Genomic DNA, 24,936 nt, shown 5'->3' with positions numbered 1-24,936 from the left:
ATTTTAATTTTCTAGAATTCTATTTACCAATTTTTGTTTCGCAATATCGTCATCACCAAATAACCATCGTAATACATTATCTTCCCAGATATCTTCGTATTGTTTTTTGTTAATGATCTGTTTCTCAATAGCTAAATCTAATAATTTTCCAGGATAAGAAGATTGAGCATCACTTTCCATTTCTCCCAAAGGGTAGGGATCATCTAAGCCCATGATAACTTGATTACTACCTTGACGGTCTATCATGAGTTTTAACGAATCGGTATCATGTACCAAAGTATCAAAATAAATATTAGGATGACCAACAGCTTTTCTAGGGTGGTGTTTTCCTTTAAATAAATCTGGTCTGCCATCAAACCCCTGAATACGTCTTCCTAAATTCATTTGTGCCAGTTGACCACCATGAGCAAAGCAAGTTCTTATATTAGGAAAACGTTCTTGCATCCCATTTAATGTGTAAAAATGATAAGCATCCCCACATTGCGCTAGCATCCATATTAGATGAAACCGCCATGATGAATTTTCTAGATTTATCATTTTATCTCCGTCATAAGGATGTATTTCAATAGCTAATTTATACTTATCGGCCAATTCAAATATGGCATCATTTTCTTTGTCAAAAACTGAACGCCATTGTCCAATCGAATCCATAAAATGCGTTGGTAAACACAGTACTTTCATATCTAATTGTTCAACACAGCGTTCAACTTCATATAAAGCCCCGTGAATAAATCCTGGATGAACTACAAAACCGCATGTAAATTTTTCAGGATGGTCATGCTGTACTTTAGCATTAAAGTCGTTTTGAAAACGGAGTGCTTTTTTCATTTCTTCCAAGCGTAATCCGTTACCATAAAGTTGAGATAAGTTTAAAACAACAGCATGGTCTAGTTTATTACGTTCCATCCATTCTAATTTTTCATGTAAGAAGAAACTAGAATCTGTTACAGGTCTTCTCCAGCCCTTTTGAAGCATGTATTTACGTTCATCATCTACCCAGAAAATTTCTTTTTCTTTCATGAATTGGGGAATCTCCTCAGGATAAGGAAGTAAATGAGAATGCCCATTGATGCGGAGTTTGCGTGCCATATTTTTTATTTAAACTTTTTGGGGAGCTTCCATTTTTGTACCACACTTTTTACAAGTGCATTTTTTCTCGCTTGAGTAATATTTATCAAAAATCTTTGGCATATCAGTTTCTATATTATCAAGCTTAAATTTCTTTCTATACAATAGACTATTACAATTTTCACAGTACCATTCTAAGGCGTCTTTCATTTTTTTGGACCGCGGATACTCAATAACCAAACCTACAGTATTTGCTAAACGCTGAGGTGAATGCGGTACTTTTGGAGGGAGTAAATAAATATCACCTTCCTTAATATGGACATCTTTTGGAGTATCGCCATCTATGATTTTTAAAACCATATCACCTTCAACCTGATAGAAAAACTCAGGAGTCTCGTTATAATGATAATCTTTTCTGTTGTTGGGACCGCCAACAACCATCACGATAAAATCACCATCCTTCCAAACACATTTATTTCCAACAGGCGGTTTTAAAAGATGCCTGTTTTCTTCAATCCAAGCTTTAAAATTTAAAGGAGAAACTAATTTACTCATCTGTTTATATTTATTGTTTTTTTATTTGTTGTACTTACTTATAAGTATAATTTGTATTATAAATATTTCGAAAACTCCCGAATTTCTAATACACATACTGCTTACTTTATAAAGTTACAAACTTTTTGTTCGACCACCATCAACAGGGATATTAATTCCGTTAATATAACTGGCAGCTTCGCTTGCTAAAAAGGTAACGACATTTGCAGTTTCTTCTGGTTTAGCAAAACGTTTAGCAGGGGTGTGACTTTTCATGATTTCAGTCATTTCTTCAACCGTAATATCCGTGTTTTTTGCTTTAATTTCAATGATCTCTGTTAAACGTTCAGTTTCTGTAAAGCCCGGCAATACATTATTCACGGTAATGCCGAATGCAGCGACTTCATTAGATAAGGTTTTACTCCAATTACCAACTGCTCCTCTGGTAGTGTTGCTAACACCAAGGCCAGGAATAGGTTCTTTCACCGAAGTAGAAATAATATTTATAATCCTTCCAAAACCTTCTTCTTTCATAAATGGGATAGTAGCTTGAGCTAATACATGATTGCATTTAAGATGTTGTATAAAAGCATTTTCAAATTCTTCTAAACTAGCCGTTAAAATATTACCACTTTTAGGGCCGCCAGTGTTATTAATAAGAATATGAAATCCATGGTCTTTATCTATAAAATTGATTACTTTTTCCTGTAAATCTCTAGGGTCTGAAAAATCGGCTACTATAAAGTTGTGATTTCCGGGTTTTGGTAATTCATTTAATACGTCTTTGAGTTTGTCTCTGTTTCTGGCTACTAGAGTTACATTAACACCTTCTTGAGCTAATGCTATGGCTGTTGCTTTACCAATACCTTGTGTGCTTCCACAAACCAAAGCATTTTTATTGTTCAAATTTAAATTCATATTATTCGTATATTATTTTAGCGCGTTGGCTTAATTTTTCCATTAGTTTTTCAGGACTTTTCACGGTATTAAATCCAAATTTCTCATAAAGCTCATGAGCATCTTTTGTTGCAAGCATCCATTTGTCAACGTCTTTTAATTCAGGGAAGTTTAAGATTTTATTCATTAATAACTTTGAATACCCTTTCCCTTGGTAGGTCTCTATAACAAAAACATCCAGTAAGTAAGCGAAAAATACTTTATCGGTCATAACTCTGGCATAAGCGATTTGATTTCCATTATGAAATAAGCCAAAACTGATTGTGTTTTCTATAGCCTTTTTCTGCTCTTCTATGGTTCTTGATTCCCCCCAATAAGAATTTTTAATGAACGTATAGATGAGGTCTAAATCCATATCATTGGTTTCAGACGAAAAATAAATATCGTTTTCTAAAGCCATCATAGTGTTAATATTTTATACATACATTTTTAGCTTCAGTGAAAAAACGCAAGGCTTCAAAACCGCCTTCTCTACCAATTCCTGATGCCTTAACGCCTCCGAAGGGTGTTCGTAAATCGCGCAGCATCCACGTGTTTACCCATATAATCCCAACTTGTAGTTGATTGCTCATTCTCATGGTGCGTTTTAAGTTATTTGTCCACAAGGTTGCGGATAGGCCATATTTAACTTTGTTGGCCATCTGTAAAACGTCATCTTCTGTATTAAAAGGCATGATGGTTACAACAGGTCCAAAAATTTCTTCCTGATTAACTCTGCATGCGTCTGTTGTTACTTCAATAATGGTAGGTTCTATGTAATAACCATCTTCGTAACCTGCAACAGTAACTTTATTGCCACCAAAAAGAACGGTTCCTCCTTCATCTTTACCAAGATCAATATATTTCAGGACTTTTTCTAAATGAGGTTTAGAAACTAGGGCACCGATATTAGTGTCTTCTTTTGAAGGATGTCCAACTCTAAGCTGTTTGACTTTATCGACAAAATCGGTTTTAAATTTTTCGTAAATAGTGGCTTCTACAAAAATACGACTTCCGCATAAACAAATCTGACCTTGATTGGCAAAAGATGAGCGTACTGTAGTTTCTAGCATATCGCTATAATCGCAATCTGCAAAAATGATATTCGGATTTTTGCCACCAAGTTCCAGTGATAGTTTTTTAAACATGGGGACAGCTACTTTAGCAATATGAGCACCAGTTGCTGTGCCTCCGGTAAACGAAATAGCCTTAATATCTGGATGTTCTATAATAGCTTGCCCAGTTGTGGAGCCTAAACCATGAACAATGTTTAAAACACCATTTGGTAAGCCTGCTTCAGAACATATTTCACCTAATAAATAAGCCGTCATTGGGGTTACTTCACTTGGTTTGGCAACTACGCAGTTTCCTGCTGCAATAGCTGGAGCGATTTTCCAGGTAAAGAGGTAGAGTGGGAGGTTCCAAGGTGAAATACACCCTACTACACCAATAGATTGCCGTAATGTATAATTTATAGCATCATGACCAACACTTTCGTGGCTTTCGCTGGCAAATTGTGTAATGGCATTCCCAAAAAAACGAAAGTTACTTGCAGCCCTTGGAATGTCTACAGCTTTTGCTAAGCTAATAGGTTTGCCATTATCTTTGCTTTCAGCTTTTGCGAAGCGCAATAAATTAGTTTCTAGTAATTCTGAAATCTTAATTAAAATTTTACTTCGTTCTTCTAGCGTGGTTTGTGACCAGCTTGGAAATGCAGCTTTTGCAGCGATATATGCGTTTTCTACATCGGCTTTTGATGAGTTTGGTATTTGTCCATAAACTTTACCATCTGCAGGGCAATAATTATCTATCCAATCGTTTGATGAAGGATTGAGGAATTGTCCGTTTATGTAGTTTTTTATTTCGTTCATTTTGTGTCTGATCGAGCGCAGTCGAGACCTTAATTTTCTTCTGGATTATACTTTGAATGTGTTGCATTTCTACATTCAGCTAAAATTTGTAACATATCAAAATTTTCGTCAGCTAAAGCTAATTTTTTCTTTGCACTCCAATTTTTAATTTTTTTTTTCAAAATAGATAGCTTGGTTTATATCATTAAATTCTTGATGAAAAATTAGAGATAATGGTCTTCTTTTAAATGTGAAACAATTTTTATTTTTTCCTTCTTGATGTTCTTCAAAACGTCTTGATAAATTATTTGTAACTCCCGTATAAGTTAGACCATCGCTGCATTTTAATATATAAACATAATAGTTTTCATTATAAACCTCTCTCTGCGCTTGAGGAGACATTTAACTAATTCTCCAGCTTTTTATAAGCCACAACTTTAATCTCCACAACCAAATCAGGATGTGGTAATTGGTGCACGGCAACAGTAGTTCGTGTTGGTCCGGTTTCTGTGTCAAAGAATTCAGCATAAGCTTTATTGTAACCAGCAAAATCATTCATGTTTACTAAAAATGATGTGACATCAACAATATCCTTTAAAGAAGCTCCTTCTTTAGCTAAATTTTTTTCTATATTTTGTAAAACCTCACGAGTCTGTACTTCGATGTTTAAACGTTTTGTTCCCATGTCGTCGATAATATCTACTCCAGCAATAGTATTATCAGGTCTACGTGAGCTTGTTCCAGATACAAATATAAAGTCGCCCACACGTTTAGTGTGTGGGTAAGCACCTCTTGGCGTTACGTTGTTTGTTTCTTCCATATTTTTTTATTCCTGCGTAGGCAGGAATCTCATAATTATTGTTTTAATCCAGCAATTCTATCATCTTCAAGAATATCATTGGTTTCTTGTTGAACTTTTTTTAAGGCCTGCTTTAATTCATTTTTTGTCATATTGAGTACAGCCGAGATGTCCTTATTTGCTATCATGTTTAAAATGGCCTTGTCTTGTGCGCGACCTCTTGTCATGGCTTCATGGTAACCAATCCTTTCATTAAAGGTAACCAAAGAATACTTTGATGAATACTCATCTGGAAAGTTTTGCTCTAAAGCCATTTCTAATTTACGCTTTTCCTGAAATATAGGATTGGCTACATGATCTTTCATTTCATGAAAGTTATCTATTGCCAAATCTGCAATAGCATCGGTGTCTTTTTTACGGGTAGATTCATAAGCCTTGAATACAGCTTCCCAGTTTTCTAAATTCTGATCTAATACAGCATCAAATTCAACAACATCTTCAAAAGACGCATTCATGCCTTGACCGTAAAATGGTACAATAGCATGTGCTGAGTCTCCCATTAATAAGGTATTCCCCTTATAATGCCAAGGCGAACATTTTACTGTGCCTAACGGTGCCGTTGGGTTATTAAAGAAATCTTCAACAAGATTAGGCATGAGTTCTAAAGCATCGGGAAATTCTTTTTGAAAGAACTCCGAAACGATTTCAGGAGTTGTTAAATTATTGAAATTGTATGTGCCGTCACCATAACTTAAAAATAAAGTGACTGTAAAACTACCATCCAAATTTGGTAACGCAATAAGCATAAAAGAACCACGAGGCCATATGTGCAATGCATTTTTATAAGTTTTATAATCACCAGTTTGAGTTGGTAGTATGCTTAATTCTTTGTAACCGTGTGTTAAGTAATCTTGAGAAAAACTAAATAGGAATTTTTTGGCTAAATAGTAACTTTTACGCATTGCAGAACCTGCGCCATCTGTTGCGATGATAGCATCGGCATCTTCTATGAACTCTGATTTTGTTTCGTAATCTTTAAATAATGCGGTTGTTTTTTTAAAATCAACCGATTTACATTTTTTATTGAAATAAATGGAAACATTTTCGTGCTTTTCAGCTTCGTCTAAAAGCAATGCGTTGAGTCCGCCACGAGAAATGGAGTTTATGTATTCATGGTCACGACCGCTATAATTTGATAAAAACGTGTTACCTTCCTTATCATGAATCATACGTCCATTCATAGGAATGCAAAGTGTTTTTACTTTATCTTCTATACCAACCAGTCTCATGGCTTTATTACCACGATTTGAAAATGCCAAATTTATAGATCGACCAGCACTAATATCTACCTTACGTAAGTCTGGACGCATTTCGTACACCGATACATTGTAGCCTCTCTGGCCTAAACGCAAAGCTAAAAGAGAACCACATAATCCAGCACCTATAATGAGTATATTCTGTTGTTTTTTCATATTTTCATTCCCACCTTTTGGGCACTACATTAGATTAGTTTAATACACTTTTTATTTGTTGAATTTCGTTAAGGGTAATCTTGAAATCATGTAAGTCAATATATTCTTTTTTTTGTTTATTATTATAAAATTCAATCCTGTTTTTCTTAGAATTAAAACTAATTTTAAAGTCATAATGATAAGATGTACTCTTTATAACCTTATTTCTAATAATGAACTCATTTAGACTTTTTTCAATTAGCTAAAAAATTGCTGTTTTCAGCTCTGTTTTTGTCTTTTTTTCCTTCCGTAGCTCTGCTATGCAACTCAAAAAAGTCTTCAACAGAGGCAAAAACTTCTAATTTTCGCTTAAATCCAAAAAGTCTAAAGGAGTTCAATGTATAATATTCTCGCTTTTGTAATTATTAAATAATTAAATTTTTTACGTTTCAAAAAAAATAGAATGCCTAAAAATGATGTGTCTGACGATAATAACGGCTCTGAAAAATTATATTCGGACACTTTTTTTATCATTAATATTTTTTGCTTTTTAGACAAGGTTTACTCAATTTCACTTTTTAACATGTCTTTCAATTTATCAACCATATAGTAAACATCCTGAAATGAATTATAAAGAGGCGTAGGTGCGCAACGAATTACATCGGGTTCTCTCCAATCACTTATTACACCTGCTGCTGTTAATTTATGATGTAATGCTTTGTTGGCATTTAAAACTTGTATAGATAATTGGCAACCACGTTCTTCTGGATTCTCAGGCGTTATTATCTTAATAGTATCTTCTCCTAATTGTTTTAGTAAAAACTCAAAATAACCCGTTAGTTTTTTAGATTTCTCTGTTAATTTCTTGATACCAATTTTATTAAAAATGTCTAAAGAAGCCTTTATAGCTGCCATTGATAATATAGGGGGATTGCTAAGTTGCCACCCTTCGGCTCCCGGTAGTACATCAAATTCATGCCGCATGTTAAAACGAGTTTGTTTATTATGGCTCCACCAACCTGTAAAACGATTTAAGTCTTTGTTGTATGCATGCCTTTCATGCACAAAACAACCAGCTAAACTTCCTGGGCCAGAATTTAGATATTTATAAGTGCACCAAACAGCAAAATCTGCTCCGGAATCATGTAGATTAAGCTCTACATTTCCAGCACCATGAGCACAATCAAATCCAACCATAGCGCCATGTTTGTGGCCAAGTTCTGTGATGCGCTTTAAATTAAAATACTGACCTGTATAATAATTGACACCACCAATCATTACTAGAGCTACCTCACTGCCATGCTTTTCCAGAATAGCTTCTAAATCTTCATAATGTAACAGGTCTTCATTTTTTCTTGGTTTCCATAGAATTAAATCAGCTTTGTCATCGAAACCATGATGTCGTAATTGTGACTCTACGGCATATTTGTCTGATGGAAAAGCATCACTTTCAATAATTATTTTATAACGTGTTTTTGTTGGTTTATAGAAAGATACCATCATAAAATGAAGGTTAGCAGTTAACGTATTCATAGTAACAACTTCAATAGGTTTTGCACCGACTACGTTTGCCATGCTTTCAGTTAAAAACTCATGATATGGTAGCCAAGGGTTTTTAGCCTCGGTGTGACCTTCTACACCTAAATTAGCCCAATCTTCCAGTTCTTGATTTATATATGCTTTAGTGTGTTTAGGTTGAAGCCCAAGTGAGTTCCCGGTCATATAAATCAGTTCATTCCCATGTTTATCTGTTGGGATATGAAATTGATGGCGGTAAATAGAAAGTTCATCAAACTCATCTTGTTGCTTTGCGTAATCTAAAGTTGCTTTATGCATTTAAAAACCTATAGTTTAATGTTGATTATGACTATGCCAATGAAAAATGTTTCATAATACGAAACACTGTTTCAAAATTAATACTTATTTTTGAATAACAAAATTATTTTGTCTCCCTTAACAAAAGAAATTTTAATTAATGGGCTTATATGGAAAAGGTTAACAAAGAATTGAATTTATCTGTTATAAAAGCATTTAAGCTTTTAGAAGTATATTTAAATGGTAAAGAGGCATGGGGTGTGCGAGAATTAGCAAAAAAAACAGGTTATAATAAAACAACGACCTATCGCTTATTAAGTACTTTAGAGTCTTTGGATATTGTACAAAAGAATGATGATGATAAATATATTTTAGGGCTTAAATTATTCGAATTAGGAAATTTAGTGTCAGTATATAAATCATTACGTACTTTTTCTAGAATTCCTTTAGAGAACATTGCTAAAGACATTAAAGAGACAGTACATTTTGGAGTATTGAAAAATAACCAGGTATTGTATTTAAATAAAGCAGAAAGTGAACTAGGGTTAAAAGTGAGTACACAAATAGGATCATATCAACAAGCCTATTGTACAGCTTTAGGGAAAGTGTTGTTGGCTTTTTCGTCTGCAAATATGATATCAGATTATTTGAAAAATGTAAACTTAAAAGCGTTTACTTCGAATACGTTAATTACTTCAAAAGATTTATTGACCGAGCTTGAACAGATAAAAACAAAAGGCTATGCATTAGATATGGAAGAGCTTGAATTAGGGCTTATTTGTATCGCTATACCAGTGTTTAATAAAAATAAAGAAGTCGTTGCTGGGGTTAGTGTTTCAGGGCCATCAAGTAGATTTAAGTCTGAAAATATAGTGTCTTATTTGTCTATAATAAAGAAAGGGGCTTTAGACATTGAGGCTCACATACGTGATTATAGCTAAATTCCAATAAGAAATCACAACTATTTGTCATGTCTGTTTTTTGTATCTTTAGTAAAAATATGAATTATGGGAAAAATAAAAGAATATTCAAACGGGGAGACTACAGTGGTTTGGGAAGCTGAAAAATGTATACACTCAGCGATTTGTGCTAAAGGCTTACCAGACGTTTTTCAGCCAAGAGAACGTCCATGGGTTAAAATAAATGCAGCCACTACCAATGCCATTATAGATCAAGTAAAACAATGTCCTTCAGGTGCATTGCGATATTATATGAATGCTGAAGAAGATAAAACGACAGAAACATTAGAAACAAAAGTAGAGGTTTTAGAGAATGGTCCATTGTTGGTTTACGGTACATTAAAGGTGACTCATAAGGATGGTACTCAAGAAACAAAAAATAAAACCACAGCGTTTTGTAGGTGTGGAGCATCAGCAAATAAACCTTTTTGTGATGGCGCTCATGTGACTAATGAATTTAAGGGCTAAAAGAAAAAGCGCTTCAACCAGTGATTGAAACGCTTTAATATATATAGGCGCAAATGCGGAAAATTCTTTTTTATACTTTATATACGTCTTTGGTCGCATCTTAGATGTTTACATTACACAAGAATTAAAAAAAATATTTTAAACTTGGTGTGATATAGGAATTAGTCTTGATCAAGTTCAATTTTTATATTAGTGAAGTTAAGGTTCCAGTTTGTATCTGCTTTTTTGTGATCTAAAGCAATCTTAATACCGTTAAAATCTTTATAGTTTTCAAAAGTTGTAATCATGGATGGTTCATTAGAATTACCTTCTCTAAAAATCCATTCTTTAATTAAATAATCACTTCCATAATAAATATCATAAGCATCGCCAGGAGTATAACCACCTTTTTCGGAATACGTTAAAGTGATTTTGTTCATTTCTGTTTTACTAATCGGAGCTATTTCTTTTATAGGTTCAGAAATGTTTAAGCCTGTATCCCAAACTAATTGAAAAGGCACTAATAACCAGTATTTGTCATTTATAAAGCCGCTATCGACTTTGGTTAATGTTGAATCAATTTTAGCCCTGTTATAGCTAATCGTATCTTTTTTGTTTATGGCTAAAACATCACTCGTTTTAGTATTCCATGCCCAAGTTCTTTCAAAATGAATGCTGTCTTTGTCTACATTAAACGTAAAATGAATACTAGTCACGTGTTTCCAGTTTTCAAAACCATGTGCATTCGCTATTTTTTCGGCAATAGTTAGCGGTTTAATGTCCGCTACTTTTTCTTGTTTTTGTTTGCATGAAAGACTTACTGAAAAGATGAGAGCTATAAAGATGAATTTTTTCATAATCGAAATTTTTAGTAAAGATATAGAACATTCAACAAGATGTTTTATCTTGAAGAATTAAATTTTTACAATGGAAACTAACGATATTTATTTTAATATAAATAAAGCGACTTGGAATGATAAAGTGAAAGTACATGCTCAAAGTAAGATGTATCATTTAGAGGATTTCAAAAAAGGGAAGTCTTCTTTAATGTCTTATGAATTAGAAGCTTTAGGAGATGTAAAAGGAAAATCTCTTTTGCATTTACAATGCCATTTTGGACAGGACACATTAAGTTGGAGTAGGTTAGGAGCTAAATGCACAGGAGTTGATTTAAGCGATGAAGGTGTGGCGTTGGCTCAGCGTTTAAACGCGGAATTAAACTTAGATGCGAAATTTGTTTGTTGTAATGTTTTAGATACATCTGATTTTATAAAAGATACATTTGATATCGTTTTTACTAGCTATGGTGTAATAGGTTGGTTGCCCGATTTAAAACCTTGGGGGCAAATGATTGCTGAGCGCTTAAAGCAGGGAGGTACATTTTTTATGGCTGAATTTCACCCCATTGTCTGGATGTTCGATTATCTAGGAGATACTCCAGTTATGAAATACGGTTATATGCAAGAAGATGTGATTTATGAAGAGTATGAAGGGACTTATGCAGATGAAGCATCAAAGATGGTGAGTAGAGAGTATGGATGGAATCATGGTTTGGGCGAGGTTATTTCTGCTTTAACGGAAGCAGGTTTGCATGTTGAGTTTTTAAAGGAATATGATGAAAGTCCTTATGATGTGTTGCCAGACTTGGAGAAAACAGAATCGGGAATGTATGTAAAAAAGGATAAATTGTATCCTTTAATTTTTACTATTAAAGCTGTTAAATTATAGGTCGTAAATATTTTGCAAGAAGGATGTTCGTTTAACGGTCTCGGCTATGGAAGTTGCGTGGTTAAGTCACTAATTTAGCAAACATTCTCGAACCAGAGGGAAATCCGAAGGATTTTCCGAGTAAGAACTGACCAAGCAATTATTTATAGCCATTGTGCTTGTTGCACAAGACTAATATATTGATAAAATTATTATCTTTAGTTATGCAAGGGAAGAAAGATTATCAAGAGAAATTATTTTCTCAATTCCAGTTGAGCGAGCGTGTTCCTGATCACAACTTTTATAGAAGATTAAAAGAAGTTCTAGATTTGGACTTTTTATATCCAATAACCAAGCCATATTATGGATCAAGCGGACAAAAGAGTATCGATCCCGTGGTTTTCTTTAAGTTGTGTTTGGTGGGTTATTTGGAAAACATCATTAGAGATAGACAATTGATAGAGCATAGTAGTATGAGCTTGGATATCCTGTATATTTTAGGCTATGATATAGACGAGGAGCTGCCCTGGCATTCCACTATTGGGAACGCGGCAGTTGTATCCAGAACGCGTATTTGAAGACGTTTTTACTAGAGTACTTGTTATGTGTGTAGATAAAGGAATGGTAAGCGGTCATGCGCAAGCTATAGATTCCGCCCCCATAAAGGCGAATGCTTCTATGGATACTTTAGAACTGAAAGTACCCAAGGAAGATTTAGAGAAGCACTTACATCGTCTCCGTCATATTAGTACTATGGATAAAGAAAGAGTTCCTATACGACAATCAAAATTGAATAAAGCTTCTAAATCACAACAAGAAATAAGTGCTAGCGAAAGTGGGTTGCAAGCCATAAAAAGCAGAAACAAAAAATGGCGTAAAGACCAAGACCAGCGTCCAGGCGCAGGCAATAAAGGCTCTAAACATACATCAAACAAAACCCATTATAGTCCTACGGATCCCGATGCACGAATAAGCGTAAAACCAGACAAGGCAATAAAGCTTAATTATATGAGTCAATTAAGTGTAGACACTGCTCACCATGTAATTACAGATATAAAGGCATATCATGCATATGGAAAAGACAGTCAGTATTTACCCGATATCTGTAACCGTTTAGAAAAACGTTTGCATAAACAGGGCTTGATATGGCATAACTGTATAGCAGATACAGGCTATAGTAGTAGTGAGAACTATGCTTTTTTAGAAACAAAGGGGTTACGGAGTTATATTGCGCCTCATGGCACTTACAAAGGCGGACCTGAAGGGTTCGAGTATCATAAAGAGAAGGATCATTATACCTGTTCACAAGGAAAAATTATCCCTTTTAAAAAGGTGTTTTTTGAGAAAAAGAATAATACCAAGAAGAAGGAATATAGAGCATTGAAACATGTTTGTGTCGATTGTCCAATACGATCGCAATGTTTAGGTAAATCTGCTCAGGAGAAGAAATTTACGGTGACCTTTTATCGTGAAGAGTATGAAGGTAATAACGTGCGAGTAAACAGTGCCAGGGGAGGTTACATGAAAAGCAAACGACAAAGTACGGTAGAACCTGTATTTGGAACGCTTACCCAGTTTCTTGGGCTTCGAAAAATAAATACCTTGGGAATAAAACAGGCAAACAAAGTAATGCACCTATCAGCCATTGCTTATAACCTGAAAAAGTATCTGAAATTCACCCAAAAAAGAGTGAAAAGTGGAGCAGGAATGCTTGCTTTATTATTTTTAGTAAAAAATACTGTGTATAAGCTCGAAAAGTTGTTTTTAAGGAACCTTAAAATAGCTGATTATAAAGCAATCTAAAAAAAGAAACTGCCTTAAAAGGCAGTTATAAAAGTCTGTTTTTTGTGATTTATTGGCTTGTGCAACGATTACCATTGTTGTAGCTAGTTTTTATTCAACTTCTATAAATTCAGTATTATTAAACCCAATTTTCATTCCGTGTTCAGATTCCCAAGGAACCGAAAAGTTTAAAATTAAACAAATATCAATTCTATTATCATTTTCTTGTTCTATAATGTCTACAAATTCAAGATTTGATTTTTCAAATGATTCATCTGGATTGTATATTTTAAATAAATCTTTGTTTGCGTTTTTATAGTCATTATTGTGTTTCTCAAGTAACTCTATAGGAGTTCCATAATCAGTATGAGTTATGCAGGATTCATAATGCTCAAAACTCAACTTTTTTATCCATTCGATTTTTTCTCTGTCAAAATTCAAGAAAAAGTTTAAGGATTGAAAAATTTCCTCAGTCAATTCATATCCTTCTTCATTATATTTTGCAAACATTATTTGATAAATAATATTAGTTTTAAAAGTTGAGTTGTATTTTTTGAATTTCAAGTATTTTATATAATCTCCCGTAATTAATTCGGCATTTTTTATAATTTCTGATTTGGTCATACTTTGAATTTCGAGGGTTGTCTTAAATTAGCTACAATGCAAAGATAAAGTTCCGTTTCAATGAACTTTATCGGTTGTTAAACGAAGTTAGCTGAAAAATTTTACAAAGTCAAGTTTGAGTAAAAACTATTTAATGACTATCATCATCTTTTAATAGTTCTTTTTGGGAATTTAGCTTTAAACCTATTTAATCAAGGTGAATTCTTCATAAAAAACATATGAATAAAAGATTGGGTGATTTGTTGTCTACGGCTAAAAGAGGAATATTTATCATTGCTTAGTTAAATATAATCATTTGTGTGAATGATTAAAAACCCCAATCTAATATGAAAACAGTGTCTAAAATCATTTATTTCTTTGGGCTTCTTTTATTTAGTAATATCGTATTTAGTCAAGACATAACACTTCTGTTTCCTGATGATAATGAAGAGTTAACAGATATCGCTGTATCGTTTAAAGCTAAAATAACCGTTGATGGTCCTTTTGTACTTCATGTTAGTAGAAACATAGATTTTTCAGGTACTGTAATGACTCATGTGCCTGTCGAAAATAATAAAGGAGAGACCAAGGACGATAAAAATATTGTGTACTTTTTAACATTACAGGGTAAACTAAATCCTTTAAAGAAATTTGTGCTAGATTCTGGTGTTTGGTATTGGAGAATATCTGCTAATAATGGAACTGTTTTTAGCGAAACCCGAAAATTAACTGTTAATAACCTTAAGACTAGTAAACTTCCCCAAAGAATAATTAGTCCAGAAAAACCTCTTTTTCATGTAAGGTTACGAAGCAGACCATTTGATTATCCAAATCCTGAGGCTAGATTAGCTAAAATTGTTCCTGATGCTTTAAAAGATATTATTGTTATAGATATAGGACATTCTTTTGATTTTCTTCCTAACGACAGATCATTATATGAGTACTCCAAACTTTTTAACGATGCTGGGTATAAATTTTTCTTTGATTCAGGTGTGAATTCCAGACTGGGGAGAATTGCATCACTAGGCGAAATGGAAAAGATTTTTAGAGAGCTTCCTAATTGTGTGGGTGCATCAACAACTGAAATGAACTATTATTATAACCGATTTGAGGAAGATAATTCTCTAATTTATGGAACGCTGGAACTCTGTAAAAAATATGGTAAGCATTTTCTTTTAGCAGACATGAACTGGAAATGGAATAAATGGCAATTATTTAATTATCAGTTTTATGATTTATTTATAAATGAAAATTATAAGGAATATTTTATACCGCTTTTTAAAACAACAGATCCTTGGGGCGCATACACATGCGTCAGTTCTATTCAGGGTATGAAATTAGCGGGTATGGCAAACGACATTGGTATTTGGAGTGATATGTGGTGTTGGGAAAAATTCGGACAAGTAAATTCACTTGCTCTTAAAGATTGGTTATCTGGTAGCCATGATCCAAATGGGGGGCAAAAACTATTCCCTTACATTCAAAATATAAAGCAATATATTTATGGGATCACTTATGGATCTACTGTTTTTGGATTAGAACCTAATCTACAAGGACATTGGCAAACAGGTGAGCCTAACGACCATTTTTACAGATATCTTTTACCATTTATTAAAGCTGTTGTAGAGGAAAATATTATTCCTAAGGAAAAGGCCATTACAGACAATTTTAATATTATTGTAGATACCGAATATACTTCTGATAATCTTAATGATACTGAACCTTTAACGTATAGAGTGGGGAATATTTGGGGTGATTTTTTACGTAACACCTATGGTATATCTAATATTACAGGTTATAATGAGGTGGTGAACAACACTGCAGGTGATATTATTCAAGCGGCTTATCTTGAAATGATACCCAATACAGATCGTTATCCATCTGGAATTCCATTTTTACCAAAACCATCCGTTAGTGCTCCATTGGTAAATGGGAAAACGTTAGAAGTCGTTAAGGTTTCAGATTTAAACACTCCAAGTGAGGTAAATAGTAAACTTAATATTTATTACCCAGAATCTACTAACGAAGCCTATGCTAAAAAAATTGATAACTCATTTTTTGTTTTTAATACGATAGAGAATCATGATATCAAACAAAGTTATAATTTAGACCTTAATTTTGCTGGTATTGAATCCCTTTCTGGGGATATAGATTTGATGAGTTATATAGTTGGACGAACCAGACCTGATAAAAAAACTTTATTTTTTCAATGCAATGCTTATGTGAAGAATCCAGATAATTTAGTCGGTGGTAGATACAATTTGCCAACATATCCTACTAAAATGAATTTTAAATGTAATGTTAAGCCAGTTATTCAAAGTGATGAAATAAGTGCGATTACTTCAAACTGGAATTCTACTACTAAAATTTTTACTGTTGAAGTTGACCATCAAACAGCAGGGGCTGTTAACTTTACATTGCTGGGTGACGATAGTTCACTTAGTGTAAAACCTATTGTTTCTACAGCTAACGGTAAAATTTCAGTATTTGGAGTTGGAAAAAATGCTGTGTTTTCAATGTATAGTTTAACTGGGGCTAAAATAATTGACAACATAAATCATCAACCGTTAAATATTAACAGACTAAATCTTAAAACAGGAATTCATATCCTTAAAATCAAGGATGATAACACGGTTTATTTTAAAAAAATATTAATACAATAAAGTGCTCTTATTTTTGAGAAATTTAATGTGTGTCTTTTAATAGTTCTTTAGGGAATTTGCTTTTAAACCTATTTAGTCTTGGTATGGAAACATTTCTTATATAACTATTATTAGGGTGCAGTCTTTCGTAGTTTTGATGATAATCTTCGGCAACCCAGAATTTTTGAAATGGGTAGACTTCAGCAGCGATTTTAATACCTAATTTTTTAGCTAAGGCCTCTTTTTTCTTTAAAATAATTTGTTTTTGTGTTTCATTCTGATAAAAAATAATGGAGCGATATTGAGACCCTCTGTCATTGCCTTGACCGTTTACCTGTGTTACATTTTGTGACGCAAAATAGACATCAACTAACGTTTCGAAACTCACGACGTTAGGATCATAAATAATCTCAACAGCTTCTGCATGTCCTGTTTTTCCTGTGTTACTTGCTGCGTAGGTTGGATTTTTAGTATGTCCGCCAGAATATCCAGAAATAGATTCTTCAACACCTTTTACACTTTCGTAAATGGCCTCTACACACCAAAAACAACCACTAGCAAAATAAGCACGGGCTTTCCCTTCTTTTAAGGGAACTTCAATAGGTTCTGCATTAATAACGGCTTGTTGTTTTGAATTAACTTGTGCCGTATTTTGACAGCTAAATAAAATAGCTATTATGAATAATGGTAATATCTTTTTCATTGAGAATATACTTTTTATTTCCTTGAAGAAGGAAATCTTATTAGCTTTTACTTCATAGTAGACGAATAAAAACATAAAACCTTAAAAATGGGTTGAAAAATTTTTGCAATAAAAACCACTAAAAAGTTAAATTAGTTTGTCTTTCTGAGGAGCACCAAAAGTGCGACGTGAGAATCTTTTGAATTGAACTTAAAATTAAACAGATTGTAGTAGTCGTTTGTCTTCGACTGCGCTCAGACTGACACTCCTATGTAATGATATAAAATTGAGTTTTTCAGATATTTTTATAATGAAAAAGCCTTCATAAAAATGAAGGCTTTAAAATATATTTTTAAAAATGGATTAAAGTTTCGAGAACATTTTTTCCATTTTTGCTTTTTGTTCTTCTGCTAAAGCGGCATCTACCAAAATTCTACCACTGTGTTCATCAGTAATCACTTTTTTACGAGAAGCAATCTCTACTTGTACTTGTGGTGGTATTGTAAAGAAAGACCCTCCTGAAGCACCTCTTTCAATCGGAACAACAGCTAAACCATTCTTTACATTTACACGAATTCTGTTATAAGCAGCTACTAAACGTTCTTCTATCTGAGTTTTGTAAGCTTCAGATTTTTCTATTAAAGCTTGTTCTTCTTTTTCAGTTTCAGCTAAAATAGCATCTAACTCACCTTTTTTATGCTTTAAATGCGTTTCACGTTCTTTTAAACGACCTTTTGTTTCAGTTATAACTTCTTTTTTCTGCTCAATTTGAGTCTTGAATTCTTTAATATGCTTTTCAGCTAGTTGGATTTCTAATTCTTGAAATTCAACTTCTTTGGTTAAAGAATTGTATTCTCTGTTATTTCTAACATTTTTTTGTTGTTCGCTGTACTTCTTTATTAAAGCTTTAGACTCTTCAATAAGATTTTTCTTTGAAGTAATATCATTATCGATTACTTCTAAACTTGCTACAAGTTTTTCTAATCTTATGTTTAGTCCAGCAACTTCATCTTCTAAATCACGAACTTCTAAAGGAAGTTCTCCGCGAACATTTCTGATTTCATCTATACGAGAATCGATTAGTTGTAAATCGTATAAAGCTCTTAAGCGCTCTTCTACAGTTACTTCTTTCTTTTTAGCCATACTTTAAAAATACTTAACAGGATTGGTATTTGTCTTTGATAAAACGACTGCAAAATTAGTGATTTTTTTTGTAAGATTTGCTACTAAAAGATTTTTTGTGAACTGTTCGCTTTCATAATGCCCAATATCAGCCAAAAGAATACTGTTTTCTGCTGTAAAAAAGTCGTGATATTTTAAATCTGAAGATATAAAAGCATCAGCACCAGATGCTTTGGCTGCACCAATTGCAAAACTTCCAGACCCTCCTAAAACCGCAACCTTTTTTATTGGTCTATTTAAAAATGAAGAATGCCTGATACATTCCGTGTTCATTTTAGTTTTTAAATGGTTTAAAAAATTAGATTCATTCATAGGTTCTTTTAGTTCGCCAATCATCCCCATCCCTATGCTTTGGTTTTTGTTTTCAAGTGTCGTTATTTCATAAGCAACTTCTTCATAACTATGGGAATCAAAAAGTGTTTTGATAATTTTTGATTCTAAATGTTTTGAATATGTAACCGTAATTTTAGTTTCAGCTTCGGTATGTGTTTTTCCTTTTTCTCCTAGTGTTGGATTGGAGTTTTCGTTGCCATTATAAGTACCATAGCCTTCTACGTTAAAGCTGCAATTATTATAATTACCAATGCTTCCAGCTCCAGCATTGAATAAAGCAGTTCTTAATTGTTCCGCTTCATTTTTTGGCACGTAGGTTGTTAATTTTTTTATTGTTTCTGATTGCGGAATTAAAATGCGTCTGTTGGTTAAATCCAATTTATTACAAATCATATCATTAACACCATTGATAGCATTATCTAAGGCTGTGTGCATGGCGTAAATAGCTATGTCGTGCTTAATAGCTTTTATAACAACACGTTCAACATAATTTTTTCCCGTTAACTTTTTTAAGCCTTTAAAGATTATAGGGTGAAAACTAACTATGAGGTTACAGTTTTTTTCTATGGCCTCATCGACAACGGTTTCGAGTGTGTCTAATGTAACAAGAACACCTGTTATTTTTTCATTTTTATTACCAACTAAAAGGCCCACATTGTCAAAACCTTCAGCATAGGCTAGAGGTGTTAATGTTTCTAAGTGGTTAATAACGTCTTGAACAATCATAGTATTTATGTTTAAATCTAAAAATTCTCCGATCTTAGGTCGGGGTTTCCTAATTTACCTCTCTTTTTGGAGAGGTCAGGACTGCTAAAAAAAGCAGTTCAGGGTGAGGCAAAATACAAAATTTCGAGAGACCAAAACGAAACTAGAGAAATACACTTTGGGTTATCTCAGGGACAGTCGGTTTCAAGAAATTTTTTATTTCAAAGATAAAATAATTACATTCGTCGTGATGATTTTTTTACGTTACATTTTGTATCCAATAGTTCCTATTTACTATTTAGTAACATGGCTAAGGAATAAGTTATATGATTTAGGAGTTAAAAAATCTATATCCCATAAAATCCCTGTAATTTGTGTTGGTAATTTAAGTGTTGGTGGCACAGGAAAAACACCTATGATTGAATATTTAATTCATCTTTTAAAAGATGATTATCTAGTGGCTACTTTAAGTCGGGGTTATAAGCGAAAAACTAAAGGTTTTCAATTGGCAAATAAAGACGCTACAGCAGAATCGATTGGAGATGAGCCTTTTCAGTTTTATAATAAGTTTAAAAAAAATATTCTTGTAGCTGTTGATGCCGATAGAAATAATGGGATTAAACAATTGCAATTAATTGATAATCTGCCAGGGGTTATTTTACTTGATGATGCATTTCAGCACAGAAAGGTCAAAGCTGGATTTAATATTTTACTGACTACTTATAACAATCCATATTTTAAGGACATTGTTTTGCCTACAGGCAATTTACGAGAACCTAGGAATGGTAGTAAACGAGCTAACATTATAATGGTTACTAAATGCCCTAAAGATTTAAGTGATGCTGAAAAGAATATTATTTTACAAAAAATAAACCCAGAAACTAATCAACATGTGTTTTTTAGTTCAATTAGCTATTCAAATAGTGTTATTTCCAGTAACACAAATAAACCCATTGATGATTTGAATAATTTTACTTTGGTTACTGGTATTGCTAATGCGTCTCCTTTGGTCAGCTTTTTAAAAGAGAAAGGTTTAAAGTTTGACCATTTAAATTTTAAAGATCATCATGAATTTTCAGAACAAGATATTCTTGAACTTAACAAAAGAGATTTAATAGTGACTACAGAAAAGGATTTTATGCGTTTAAAGCAATACGAATCCTTAAGAGATAAATTGTTTTATTTACCAATTAGCACCGTGATTAATGATGAGGTGAAAATAAATAAATTGATAAAAGATTTTTTAAAAACTAAGCTGTAGCAGATTGATCGTTATTCGTTGCCAAGGCATTGTAAAGCTTTTTCTCGAATTCTTCCTGTTTGAATGGTTTTGGAATGATATCGGTAAATCCAGCTTCATCAAATTCATGCATTTTGTCTTCAATGGTAACAGCTGTTAAAGCAAAAATGGTTAATTCTTTATCGAAAGCTCGAACCCTTTTGGTTGCTTCCATTCCACTTATACCAGGCATATGTATATCCATTAAGATAATGTCGTACTTGTTAGCTTTAATCATTTCAACAGCTTCTTCACCATTATCAACGATATCACATTTAAGACTCATTTTAGTAAGAATCTTTTTAGTAATCATTTGATTGATTTTATTGTCTTCAACAACTAAAATTTTAACATTTGTCAAATCCAATTCACTTACATCGCCATCAAAATAAGCTAATTTATTTTCTTTGGTTTCTTCTACAGAAGTGTACTCAAGAGGTATTTCAAAGTAAAATGTAGTCCCTTTTTCTAATTCACTTCTTACGTAAATTTTTCCTTTTAAGATGTCTATTAATCCTTTTACAATAGAAAGACCTAAACCTGTACCTCCATATTTACGGTTTATTTGAATAGAGCCTTGTGAAAAACTCTCAAACATATTGTCTTGTTTTTCCTGACTAATACCAATACCATTATCTTCTACTTCAAAACGTAGGGTATAAACATTACTTTTTTCTTCTATTTTATAGACTCTAATCCATATATCGCCATCTTTAGTGAATTTGATAGAGTTACCAATCAAATTAATAAGAATCTGAGAAATTTTTAATTGATCTGCTATAAAATTCTCTGGTAAATCAGAGTCATACTCAAAATGAATTTTAATATTATTATCTTGAGCAGAGTTGTTAAGCGCTAAAACAATGTTATTTATTTTCTTTTTTAAGTTGAATGATTCGGGTTCTATATCAACTTTATTTGCTTCAATTTTATTTATTTGAAGGATATCATTAATAAATGTTAAAAGATAATCTCCAGAGAATTTTAACGACTTTAAATGCTGAATTTGTTCGGGCCTTGGATTTTCGTCCAATAGCATGTTACTTAATCCGGTAACAGCATAAAGAGGCGTACGCAACTCGTGCGTTACGGTAGACAAGAAATTAGCCTTGGTTTTTGATGCTAATTCGGCTTTTTCCTTAGCAATAATAAGTTCTCCATTCTTTTTATGAAGCATATTATTGGTTTTAAGTCTAATGTTATTGTTTTTGTAAAGTGATAAAGTTAATAGAGACAAAATGGTGATTAATGCCACACTTAAAATAGAAATTAAAGTTCCTAAATTTTTATCATCTTCTGCTTTTTCCAAATTCAATTGAGCTTCATTAATCTTTTCGTTAGCTTCGTTTAACAAGTATTGTGTTTCCTGATCTTTTGAGGAGTTTACTCGTGTTAAGGTTCTTATAGAATCAGAAAGCTTTAAATGTTTGAATAAATATTCTCTGGAACGTCTAAAATCCTGAACAGCTTTATAAATATTACTAACAACAAGGAAGCCTTTACTGAGTATATTTTTGAAATTATTCTCTTTAGCTATTTCTAAACCTTCATTAGCAAAGGTTAAGGCTTTTTCAAAATCACCTAATTTATTATAAATCGTACCGTGATTAATCAGGGCATCACTTTGGGTTTTTTTGTAATCACCTTTTCTTGCTTGTGCCAAAGCTTGCTCAATAATGTCTCTTGCTTTGCCGTAATTTTTTAAAGACATATAGGTTTTACCTTCACATAAAAGCACTTCGGCCAAATCTTCATTTAATCCTTCTTCTTGAAATTTTGATTTTGCTGCTTTGTAAGAGTCAAGTGCCTGGTAATAGTCCTTTTTTGTTAAATAAACATCTCCAAAAATTTTATAAGATTTACCAAGGTTTTTGTTATCATTAATAATTCTTTGCATTTCAATCGCCTTGTTAAGCGATTTTATAGCATTGTCTTCTTCCTCGATAATAAGTTGTAGCTTCCCCTTAATGGCATAAATAATCCCAATGCTTCTTTTATTATCTGATTTTTCAGCTAATTTTAAAGCTTCATCCAGATGTTTTTGGGCATCGTAATAGTTATATTTCTCCAATTCTACCTGAGCTTGCTCAATGCGGTAGTTGATGTTATTTTGCTGGATTTCAGGATCTTCATCTATTGTTTTTTGAGATGAAACACTCAAACTAAATAACATTAATATAATGTATATGTAATTTTTAACTTGGGACATTTTATTAAATATTGCTAACAAATATAATTATTTTATCGATAAAATACATCTTTTTTCCGATAAATTGCATATTAAATCAATTATTCGCTTGGAATAGCCACTTTCATTATCGTACCATCCAATTATTTTTACCATGTTTCCAATTACGGATGTCATACCTGAATCAAAAATACAAGAATGTGTGTTTCCGACAATATCTATAGATACAATTGGATCTTCAGTATATTCTAAGATGCCTTTATATTCTTTCTGAGACGCCTCTTTAAAGGCGTTATTTATATCCTTGATTGATACACTTTTCTTTACATTAAAAGTAATATCTGTTAAAGAGCCATTTATTACAGGAACTCGTATGCCACAACCTCCTATAACATCTGATAAATCAGGAAATATTTTGGTTAGTGCTTTTGCAGCTCCAGTAGTAGTAGGTACTATGGATTGACTGGCTGCTCTAGCACGGCGTAAATCGCGATGCGGTTGATCATGTAAACTTTGATCGGTTGTATAAGAATGTACTGTTGTTATATAGGCTTGATCAATACCACAAAGTTTATTTATAATATCAATCATGGGTGCCGCATTGTTTGTAGTACACGACGCATTAGAAATTATGGTTTCAGAACCATCTATACTACAATCATTAACACCAAGAACAATTGTCTTTATTGTGTCTTCAGTAGGCGGGACACTTAAAATAACACATTTTGCACCATTATTTATATGGTTTTGAAGTTCTGAAGTGGTTTTAAATTTCCCTGTAGCTTCAATAACAAAATCTACATCATATGGCGTCCAATTTGTGGTTTTTGGATGATTATTGTTTAATAAAGGTATTTTTTCTTCATTAATAATGATGTCGTTATCGTCGTAAGATACCGTGCCATTAAATAACCCATGTACACTATCATATTTAAGGAGGTGGCTTAACGTTTTAGTATCTGCTAAATCATTAATAGCAACAACTTTTATGTTTTTGTAATCTTGAAGTAATCTAAAAACGCGCCTACCAATTCTACCAAAGCCATTGATTGCAACACTAATCATAATTTAGTTTATGTGTTTTTGCGCTCTGTAAGAAGACCTTACCAAAGCACTACTTTCTACGTGACGAAAACCCAATTCAAGTCCTATTTCTTCGTATTCTTTAAATTGATCAGGATTTATAAACTGTTTTACTGGTAAATGTTTTTTACTAGGTTGCAGGTATTGTCCGATAGTAACCACATCAACATCATTTTCTTTAAGGTCATGAAGCGTAGCAATAACTTCTTCTCTGGTTTCACCCAAACCAAGCATAATACCAGATTTTGTGCGTCTTTGCCCTTGTTGTTTTAAATATTTTAAAACCCCCATACTTCTGTCATATTGAGCTTGTATGCGAACTTCGCGAGTTAAGCGTCTAACGGTTTCAATATTATGTGACACAACTTCTGGTGCGACATCTATAATCCTGTCTAAATGCTTTTCAATACCTTGAAAATCTGGGATTAAAGTTTCCAGTGTTGTTTCGGTATTCATTCTACGTACCGCTTTAACGGTTTCAGACCACATAATACTTCCCATATCTTTTAAATCATCCCTATCAACACTAGTTAAAACCGCATGTTTTATGTTCATGATTTTAATAGATCTAGCTACTTTTTCAGGTTCGTCCCAATCTACAGTTTCTGGCCTTCCGGTTTTTACACCACAAAAACCACAAGAACGTGTGCAAACATTTCCTAATATCATAAACGTTGCAGTACCTTCTCCCCAGCATTCTCCCATATTAGGACAGCTACCAGAAGTACAAATAGTATTTAATTTGTATTTATCTACTAAACCTCTAAGTTCAGTATATTTTTTACCCGTTGGAAGCTTAACACGTAGCCATTTTGGTTTTGCTTGTCGTTCTGGTAATATATTTGAAGCCGTTTCTGTATTCATACATTAAAATAAAGTGCAAAGATACAA

General features: G+C 32.9%; 21 protein-coding genes and 2 pseudogenes. 6 read left to right on the top strand and 17 right to left on the bottom strand.

From position 1 onward, the window contains the following. Window positions 1-3: 3 nt before the first annotated feature. The 9 genes and pseudogenes from Q4Q34_RS02585 to kynU form a co-directional block, all read right to left on the bottom strand. Window positions 4-1,089: an amidohydrolase family protein gene (locus tag Q4Q34_RS02585; RefSeq protein ID WP_303317106.1), complete on the bottom strand. Its 1,086-nt coding sequence runs from the start codon at window positions 1,087-1,089 to the stop codon at window positions 4-6. A gap of 9 nt (window positions 1,090-1,098) precedes the next feature. Continuing rightward, the gene (locus Q4Q34_RS02580) at window positions 1,099-1,623 is read right to left on the bottom strand and encodes a 3-hydroxyanthranilate 3,4-dioxygenase (protein WP_303317107.1); all 525 of its coding nucleotides are present in this window, start codon (window positions 1,621-1,623) and stop codon (window positions 1,099-1,101) included. A 114-nt stretch (window positions 1,624-1,737) separates the two neighbouring features. After that, window positions 1,738-2,520, bottom strand: a complete 783-nt coding sequence (locus Q4Q34_RS02575; RefSeq protein WP_303317108.1) for an SDR family oxidoreductase — start codon at window positions 2,518-2,520, stop codon at window positions 1,738-1,740. Between the two features lies 1 nt (window position 2,521). Next, window positions 2,522-2,962, bottom strand: coding sequence for a GNAT family N-acetyltransferase (locus tag Q4Q34_RS02570; protein ID WP_303317109.1), 441 nt, complete (start codon window positions 2,960-2,962; stop codon window positions 2,522-2,524). Window positions 2,963-2,966: 4 nt separating this feature from the next. After that, window positions 2,967-4,409, bottom strand: a complete 1,443-nt coding sequence (locus Q4Q34_RS02565) for an aldehyde dehydrogenase (protein WP_303317110.1) — start codon at window positions 4,407-4,409, stop codon at window positions 2,967-2,969. 29 nt (window positions 4,410-4,438) lie between these two features. Further along, a pseudogene (locus Q4Q34_RS02555) lies at window positions 4,439-4,790 on the bottom strand (GIY-YIG nuclease family protein). Window positions 4,791-4,794: 4 nt separating this feature from the next. Beyond that, a complete protein-coding gene (locus Q4Q34_RS02550; protein ID WP_303317111.1) occupies window positions 4,795-5,208 on the bottom strand; it encodes a RidA family protein in 414 nt (137 codons plus the stop codon). Window positions 5,209-5,243: 35 nt separating this feature from the next. Next, window positions 5,244-6,659, bottom strand: coding sequence for an FAD-dependent oxidoreductase (locus Q4Q34_RS02545; protein ID WP_303317112.1), 1,416 nt, complete (start codon window positions 6,657-6,659; stop codon window positions 5,244-5,246). A 540-nt stretch (window positions 6,660-7,199) separates the two neighbouring features. Continuing rightward, complete coding sequence (gene kynU / locus Q4Q34_RS02540; RefSeq protein ID WP_303317113.1) at window positions 7,200-8,474, bottom strand: kynureninase; 1,275 nt, start codon at window positions 8,472-8,474, stop codon at window positions 7,200-7,202. Window positions 8,475-8,623: 149 nt separating this feature from the next. Between kynU and Q4Q34_RS02535 the strand changes: the two genes are divergently transcribed. Then, complete coding sequence (locus Q4Q34_RS02535; protein WP_303317114.1) at window positions 8,624-9,394, top strand: IclR family transcriptional regulator; 771 nt, start codon at window positions 8,624-8,626, stop codon at window positions 9,392-9,394. A gap of 66 nt (window positions 9,395-9,460) precedes the next feature. After that, entirely contained in the window at window positions 9,461-9,880 is a 420-nt protein-coding gene (locus tag Q4Q34_RS02530) for a (4Fe-4S)-binding protein (RefSeq protein WP_135876643.1), read from the top strand. Between the two features lie 161 nt (window positions 9,881-10,041). On the opposite strand, the gene Q4Q34_RS02525 is transcribed toward Q4Q34_RS02530, so the two are convergent. Further along, on the bottom strand, window positions 10,042-10,716 hold the full coding sequence (locus Q4Q34_RS02525; protein ID WP_303317115.1) for a hypothetical protein: 675 nt from the start codon (window positions 10,714-10,716) through the stop codon (window positions 10,042-10,044). 70 nt (window positions 10,717-10,786) lie between these two features. On the opposite strand from Q4Q34_RS02525, the gene Q4Q34_RS02520 reads away from it, so the two are divergent. Together Q4Q34_RS02520 and Q4Q34_RS02510 are read left to right on the top strand one after the other, a co-directional pair. Then, on the top strand, window positions 10,787-11,587 hold the full coding sequence (locus Q4Q34_RS02520; protein ID WP_303317116.1) for a class I SAM-dependent methyltransferase: 801 nt from the start codon (window positions 10,787-10,789) through the stop codon (window positions 11,585-11,587). Window positions 11,588-11,790: 203 nt separating this feature from the next. Further along, window positions 11,791-13,369, top strand: a pseudogene (locus tag Q4Q34_RS02510) (IS1182 family transposase). Window positions 13,370-13,459: 90 nt separating this feature from the next. On the opposite strand, the gene Q4Q34_RS02505 reads toward Q4Q34_RS02510, so the two are convergent. Then, window positions 13,460-13,972, bottom strand: a complete 513-nt coding sequence (locus tag Q4Q34_RS02505) for a DUF6985 domain-containing protein (RefSeq protein WP_303317119.1) — start codon at window positions 13,970-13,972, stop codon at window positions 13,460-13,462. Between the two features lie 326 nt (window positions 13,973-14,298). Between Q4Q34_RS02505 and Q4Q34_RS02500 the strand changes: the two genes are divergently transcribed. Continuing rightward, complete coding sequence (locus Q4Q34_RS02500) at window positions 14,299-16,614, top strand: T9SS type A sorting domain-containing protein (RefSeq protein WP_303317120.1); 2,316 nt, start codon at window positions 14,299-14,301, stop codon at window positions 16,612-16,614. A 22-nt stretch (window positions 16,615-16,636) separates the two neighbouring features. Here the strand turns inward: Q4Q34_RS02500 and msrA are convergent, their stop codons facing one another. The 3 genes from msrA to Q4Q34_RS02485 all read right to left on the bottom strand — a co-directional run bounded on the left by msrA (window position 16,637) and on the right by Q4Q34_RS02485 (window position 19,516). Further along, on the bottom strand, window positions 16,637-17,296 hold the full coding sequence (gene msrA, locus Q4Q34_RS02495) for a peptide-methionine (S)-S-oxide reductase MsrA (RefSeq protein ID WP_303317121.1): 660 nt from the start codon (window positions 17,294-17,296) through the stop codon (window positions 16,637-16,639). Window positions 17,297-17,638: 342 nt separating this feature from the next. Beyond that, window positions 17,639-18,418 carry a zinc ribbon domain-containing protein gene (locus Q4Q34_RS02490; protein ID WP_303317122.1) on the bottom strand — a complete coding sequence of 260 codons (780 nt, stop codon included), beginning with the start codon at window positions 18,416-18,418 and terminating at the stop codon, window positions 17,639-17,641. A 3-nt stretch (window positions 18,419-18,421) separates the two neighbouring features. Beyond that, window positions 18,422-19,516: a Nif3-like dinuclear metal center hexameric protein gene (locus Q4Q34_RS02485; RefSeq protein ID WP_303317123.1), complete on the bottom strand. Its 1,095-nt coding sequence runs from the start codon at window positions 19,514-19,516 to the stop codon at window positions 18,422-18,424. A 229-nt stretch (window positions 19,517-19,745) separates the two neighbouring features. Here Q4Q34_RS02485 and lpxK point away from each other — a divergent pair, with 229 nt between their 5' ends. Further along, window positions 19,746-20,756 carry a tetraacyldisaccharide 4'-kinase gene (gene lpxK / locus Q4Q34_RS02480; RefSeq protein ID WP_303317516.1) on the top strand — a complete coding sequence of 337 codons (1,011 nt, stop codon included), beginning with the start codon at window positions 19,746-19,748 and terminating at the stop codon, window positions 20,754-20,756. On the opposite strand, the gene Q4Q34_RS02475 is transcribed toward lpxK, so the two are convergent. From Q4Q34_RS02475 to lipA, 3 genes are all read right to left on the bottom strand, one after another. Then, window positions 20,746-22,947 carry an ATP-binding protein gene (locus Q4Q34_RS02475; RefSeq protein WP_303317124.1) on the bottom strand — a complete coding sequence of 734 codons (2,202 nt, stop codon included), beginning with the start codon at window positions 22,945-22,947 and terminating at the stop codon, window positions 20,746-20,748. The genes lpxK and Q4Q34_RS02475 overlap by 11 nt on opposite strands. Before the next feature lie 63 nt (window positions 22,948-23,010). After that, window positions 23,011-24,027, bottom strand: coding sequence for a type I glyceraldehyde-3-phosphate dehydrogenase (gene gap / locus Q4Q34_RS02470; protein WP_303317125.1), 1,017 nt, complete (start codon window positions 24,025-24,027; stop codon window positions 23,011-23,013). 3 nt (window positions 24,028-24,030) lie between these two features. After that, window positions 24,031-24,909 carry a lipoyl synthase gene (gene lipA / locus Q4Q34_RS02465; protein ID WP_135876654.1) on the bottom strand — a complete coding sequence of 293 codons (879 nt, stop codon included), beginning with the start codon at window positions 24,907-24,909 and terminating at the stop codon, window positions 24,031-24,033. Between the last annotated feature and the right edge of the window lie 27 nt (window positions 24,910-24,936).

Origin of the sequence: Flavivirga abyssicola, from assembly GCF_030540775.2 — a bacterium.
GTDB classification, from domain to species: domain Bacteria; phylum Bacteroidota; class Bacteroidia; order Flavobacteriales; family Flavobacteriaceae; genus Flavivirga; species Flavivirga abyssicola.
This window is presented reverse-complemented; position numbering and strand designations above follow the sequence as displayed.